The sequence below is a fragment of the Cellulosimicrobium cellulans genome (assembly GCF_001722485.1).
In the GTDB taxonomy this organism is placed as follows: Bacteria; Actinomycetota; Actinomycetes; order Actinomycetales; family Cellulomonadaceae; genus Cellulosimicrobium; species Cellulosimicrobium cellulans_A.
This window is the reverse complement of the sequence record NZ_LWGL01000203.1, coordinates 1-5,086: the sequence shown is the minus strand read 5'-3', so window position 1 is coordinate 5,086 and position 5,086 is coordinate 1. Positions and strand designations below refer to the sequence as shown.

General features: G+C 75.6%; 4 protein-coding genes. All 4 read right to left on the bottom strand.

Annotated features, from left to right (window positions below; translation table 11 throughout):
• Positions 1-144 precede the first annotated feature (144 nt).
• Positions 145-2,703, bottom strand: coding sequence for an ABC transporter permease (locus JZ5iCDA_RS15510; RefSeq protein ID WP_069387969.1), 2,559 nt, complete (start codon positions 2,701-2,703; stop codon positions 145-147).
• The gene (locus JZ5iCDA_RS15505; protein ID WP_069387968.1) at positions 2,703-3,539 is read right to left on the bottom strand and encodes an ABC transporter ATP-binding protein; all 837 of its coding nucleotides are present in this window, start codon (positions 3,537-3,539) and stop codon (positions 2,703-2,705) included. The genes JZ5iCDA_RS15510 and JZ5iCDA_RS15505 overlap by 1 nt, the downstream gene beginning before the upstream one ends.
• Before the next feature lie 239 nt (positions 3,540-3,778).
• Entirely contained in the window at positions 3,779-4,519 is a 741-nt protein-coding gene (locus JZ5iCDA_RS15500; RefSeq protein ID WP_069387967.1) for a response regulator, read from the bottom strand.
• Positions 4,516-5,086, bottom strand: a 571-nt coding sequence (locus JZ5iCDA_RS15495; RefSeq protein ID WP_253182123.1) for a sensor histidine kinase, incomplete at its 5' end; no start/stop codon positions are given. The genes JZ5iCDA_RS15500 and JZ5iCDA_RS15495, both read right to left, overlap by 4 nt.

Below are 5,086 nucleotides of genomic sequence, written 5' to 3'. Positions count from 1 at the left end.
GCGACCTCGTGCTCCAGGGCGCGTCCGACACGGCGTCGCCCGAGGCCCGCGAGGCCCTCGCCGGCGAGATCGACGAGCTGCGCGACGAGCTGCTGCGCCAGTCCAACGCGACCTACCTCGGGCGCACGCGGAGCCGGCCGGGCGTCAGTCCACGGCGAGCGCCGCGACGGGCGACGTCCGCGCGGCCGTCCGGCCCGGGACCACGGAGGCCACGAGCCCGGCCACGAGGGCGACGACGAGCACGAGCGCGATGTCGCGCCACGGCACCGTGAGCGACACGTCGCCCATGATGCTCAGCGCCGCGACCGACCCGGCCCACCCGTAGAGCAGGCCGAGCACGATGCCGAGCAGCGCGCCGACCCCCGCGATGAGCATGCCCTCGATCGCGAGCATCCACCGCAGCTGCGAGCGGCTGAGCCCGATCGCGCGCAGCGTCGCGGACTCGCGGCGCCGCTCGATCACCGACAGCGACAGCGTGTTCGCCACGCCGATGAGGGCGATGACGACGGCCACCGCGAGGAGCCCCACGATGACGCCGAGCACCGTGTCGATGACGTTTTGCATGATCGCGCGCTCGACCGCGGCGCCCGAGACCTCGACGGGGACCTCGGTCTCGACGATCGAGTCCTGCAGCGCCGGCACGACCGTGGTCGCCTGCTGCGGGTCGTCGAGACCCACCCACAGCCGGGACACGACCGCCTCCGGGTCGAGCACCTGCACGTCCGCGGTGGACAGGAGCCACCCGCCGCCCACGGCGCCGACACCGGCCGTGACCTCGAGGGCGTCACCGGACGGGCCCGTGAGCTCGAGCCGGTCGCCGTCGGACACCCCGTACGACTCCGCGGCGGACTCCGGCACCATCAGGGTGCCCTCGGCGAACCCCTCGAGACCCTCCGGCGACCGCACGACGTCGCGCGCCTGGTCCGGGTTCACGCCGTGCACGTCGACGACGTCGCCGTCCGGCAGCGTCACGACCGTGCCCGTGAGCTCGACGACCCGCGCCACGCCGTCCACGCCCGACACGGCGCGCACGGTCTCGTCCGGCACCGCGTCGCCCGACGACCCGTAGAGGTCCGTCGCGACGAGCACGTCGACCGGGTACTGGTCGTCGAGCGCCGAGTCGAGGCTCGTGCGGGCGCTCGCGGCACCGGTCGACATCATCGCGACGAGCGTGACGCCGATGAGCAGGGCCGTGCTCGTCGCCGTGGTGCGGCGCGGGTTGCGCAGGGTGTTCGCGGTGGCGAGACGCGCCGTCGACCCCGTGCCGGCGAGCAGGCGCCCGACGAGACCGACGACCTTCGGCAACCAGAACACGGCGCCCACGAGGATCCCGACGAACGACAGGGCGCCGCCCGCGACGCCGACGAGGATCCCGACCTCGGGGCTGCCGGCGATGCCGAGGGCGATGGCCCCCGCGAGCAGTCCGGCGCCGCCGAGCGTGAGGAGGGACGCGAGGACGAGGCGGAACCGACCCCCGCCACGCGCCACGGTGGGTGCGTCGGCCGGACGCAGCGCCTCGAGCGGCGCGACGCGGGTCGCGGCACGGGCCGGTGCGAGCGAGGCGACGACCGTGACCGCGGTACCGACGAGCAGCGGCACGAGCACCACCGCCGGGGTGACGGCGATCGTCGCGGGGACCGGGACGCCGAGGTCGGCACCGCGGGCGACCATCAGCGCCACCTGCGTCAGCAGGCTGCCCAGCACGATGCCGCCGACCGACGAGACGACGCCGAGGATCGTCGCCTCGGTGAGCACCGACCGCGCGAGCTGGCGCTTGTTCGCGCCGACGGCGCGCAGCAGCGCGAGGGTGCGCGTGCGCTGGGCGACGAGCACCTGGAAGGTGTTCGCGATGACGAGCGCGGCCACGAGGAGCGCGACGGCGGCGAACCCGAGGATGACGAACGTGAACACGTCCCGGTCGCCGGTCAGCTGGCGGGCCACGTCCTGCGCGTGCTCGTCGGGCGTCTCGGCCTCCGCGTCGTCCGGGCCCTGCGCGACGAGCGCGGCCCGCGCGGTCTCCAGGTCGGTGCCGGGCGCGAGCCCGACCATCACGGCGGAGTAGGTGCGCGCCACGTCGTCGGGCGTCGCCTGCGCGTCCTCCCACGCGGCGACGTCCTCGGGCGCCACGACCGCGGCGCCGCCCATCGGCGCGTAGGCGCCGTACGGGTCGTCGGTGGTCCCGACGACGGTCAGCTCGTCGTGGACCTCCTCGTACGTCTCGCCGTCCGGGGCGTCCGCGTCCCAGACGTTGCGCGAGCTCGTCACCGTGTCGCCGACGGCGACGCCGAGGCGCTCGGCCACGTCCTCGGGGAGCGCCACCTGGCCGGGCGCGCTCGGGAAGGAGCCCTCCACGACGTCGAGCGCCTCGAAGCGCGGGTCCGACGGCGTGGGGATCCCCATCTGGAAGACGCGCTTGGCGCCGTTCTGCAGGTCGAGGTAGGTCAGGTGGACGGGCTCGAGCGCCTCCACGCCGTCGACGCCCGAGAGGGCGGCGACGTCCGCGTCCGTGAGGTCGGCCGGCGCGGAGACGACGAGGTCGGCGTCCGCGTACTGCGCCGCGATGGAGTCGTTGGTGGTCTGCGTGATGACGTTGCCCGCGATGAGCGTCGCGGCGACGAAGGCCGTCCCGATGACGATCGCGACGCCGGCCGCGACGAGGCGGCCGATGCTGCGGCGCATCTGCGCCAGGGTGAGGCGGAGCATCAGGCGCGCACCGCCCCGGCGGCCGTGGCGCCGTCGGCCACGTCGAGCGTGCGCAGCGCGTCGAGGCCCGCGAGGACGGACTCGGGCGTCGGGTCGGCGATGTCGCCCGCGATGCGGCCGTCGGCGATGAGCACGACGCGGTCCGCGTACGCCGCGGCGCCCGGGTCGTGCGTGACCATGATGATGGTGCGGCCGAGCTCGCGGACGCTGCGGCGCAGGAAGCTCAGCACCTCCGCGCCCGCGCGCGAGTCGAGGTTGCCCGTCGGCTCGTCGGCGAAGACGACCTCCGGGGCGGCGATGAGGGCGCGCGCGATCGCGACGCGCTGCTGCTGACCGCCGGACAGCTCGCTCGGGCGGTGCGTCAGTCGCTGCTGGAGGCCCAGCGTGCTCACGAGCGTGTCGAACCACGCACGGTCCACGGTGCCGCCCGCGAGCTCGACCGGCAGCGTGATGTTCTGCTCCGCCGTGAACATCGGCAGCAGGTTGAACGACTGGAACACGAAGCCGACGCGGTCGCGGCGCAGCTGCGTCAGCGCGTTGTCGTTCAGGCGCGTCACGTCGGTGTCGCCGATGAACGCGTGCCCGCTGGTGGCGGAGTCGAGGCCGGCGAGCAGGTGCATCAGCGTGGACTTGCCCGAGCCGGACGGGCCCATGATGGCCGTGAAGTGGCCGCGCGCGAAGTCCACGTCGACGCCGTCGAGCGCGTGCACCGCGGCCTCGCCCGTGCCGTAGGTCTTGCGCAGCGCCCGGGCGCGCACGGCGGGCGGCCCGGCCGTCCCGGCTCCGGGACCGCCATCGGGTGCGGGCTCGGCGGGGCGGTGCACGGTCGTGTCCACGTCATCTCCTGGTGGTCGTCGTGTGTGTCGGTGTCCGCCCGGGAGGCGCCCGGGCGATCGTCCACGACGCTACGGACCGCGACCTCGTCGTCGCGTCCGGCGGCGGTGGGGTCCGTGCGGGCGGGCCGTCATCCCGTGGTCGTACGCCTCGGGAGCGCGTCGTCAGACCGACGGCTCGCCCGACCGGGCACGACGGCCGGCCCGGAGGCCGGACGTCGCACCCACGACGCCCGTCGGGCTCAGGAGCCGGGCCGGACCAGCCCGGTCTCGTACGCCGTCACGACGGCCTGGACGCGGTCGCGCGCGCCCAGCTTGGCGAGGATGCGGCCGACGTGCGTCTTGACCGTGGCCTCGGCGACGAACAGCTCCGTCGCGATCTCGGTGTTGGACCGCCCGCGCGCCATGAGCACGAGCACCTCGCGCTCGCGCTCGGTGAGGCCCGCGACGGCGGAGTGCGCGGGCGAGTCCTCGACCTGCTCGACGGGCAGGGCCGTGACGAGGTGCTCGAGCAGGCGGCGCGTCGAGGACGGCGCGATGACGGCGTCCCCGCGGTGAACCGTGCGAATCGCGGCGAGCATCTCCTCGGGCGGCGCGTCCTTGAGCAGGAAGCCGCTCGCGCCCGACCGGATGGCCTCGAGCACGTACTCGTCGAGGTCGAACGTCGTCAGGACGATGACCTTGGGCGCGTACCCGCCGTCGGCGGCCGCCGCCGTGAGCCGCGCGGTGGTCTGCAGGCCGTCGAGGTTGGGCATGCGCACGTCCATGAGCACGACGTCGACGGCGTGGTCCGCGAGCAGCCGCAGCGCCTGGAGGCCGTCGCCGGCCTCGACCACGACCTCGAGGTCGGGCTGGGAGTCGATGACCATGCGGAACCCGGCGCGCACGAGCTGCTGGTCGTCGACCAGCGCGATGCGCACGGGACCGCCCGCGGCGGCGCCGGGGACGAGAGGGCTCGGGGGGAGGGGCACGGCGTCGGTCATGGTGTCCTGTCGGTCGGCGCGAGGGGTCGGGTCGGTGGCGGCGGAGGCGGGGGGACGGGGGGCGCGGCCGGGGCGGCGGGGACCGGGAGCGCCAGGTGGACGCGGAACCCGCCGCCCGCGCGCGGTCCGACGCTCACGGTGCCGCCGAAGAGGGCCGCGCGCTCGCGCATGCCGAGCAGCCCGAAGCCCCCCGGTCCCTGCGGCCCGGTCTGCGTGGCTCCGGCGGACGCGCCGCGGCCGTCGTCCTCCACCTCGAGGTCGAGGGTCGTCGCACCCCAGCGCACGACGACCGTGACCGTCGGGTCGGGCCCCGCGTGCTTGAGGACGTTCGTCAGCGCCTCCTGGCACACGCGGTACACCGTCAGGCCCGCGCCCGGCGGGAGCGTGCGCGCCTGGCCGACGCGCACGAGCGAGACCCGCAGGCCGCTGCCGCGCACCTGGGCGACGAGCTGCTCGAGGTCGGCCGTGTCCGGCTGCGGCGCGCGCTCCAGCGCGGCCGGGACGGGGGTCGCTCCCGCGCCGGGGCCGTTGCCCGGCCCGAGGGCGGGGTGCGGTGCGGACGCCGCG

Bases quoted from the DNA above. Each gene is read 5' to 3' on its own strand.
- JZ5iCDA_RS15510 (WP_069387969.1), bottom strand. From the start codon at position 2,703: ATGCTCCGCCTCACCCTGGCGCAGATGCGCCGCAGCATCGGCCGCCTC.
- JZ5iCDA_RS15500 (WP_069387967.1), bottom strand. From the start codon at position 4,519: ATGACCGACGCCGTGCCCCTCCCCCCGAGCCCTCTCGTCCCCGGCGCC.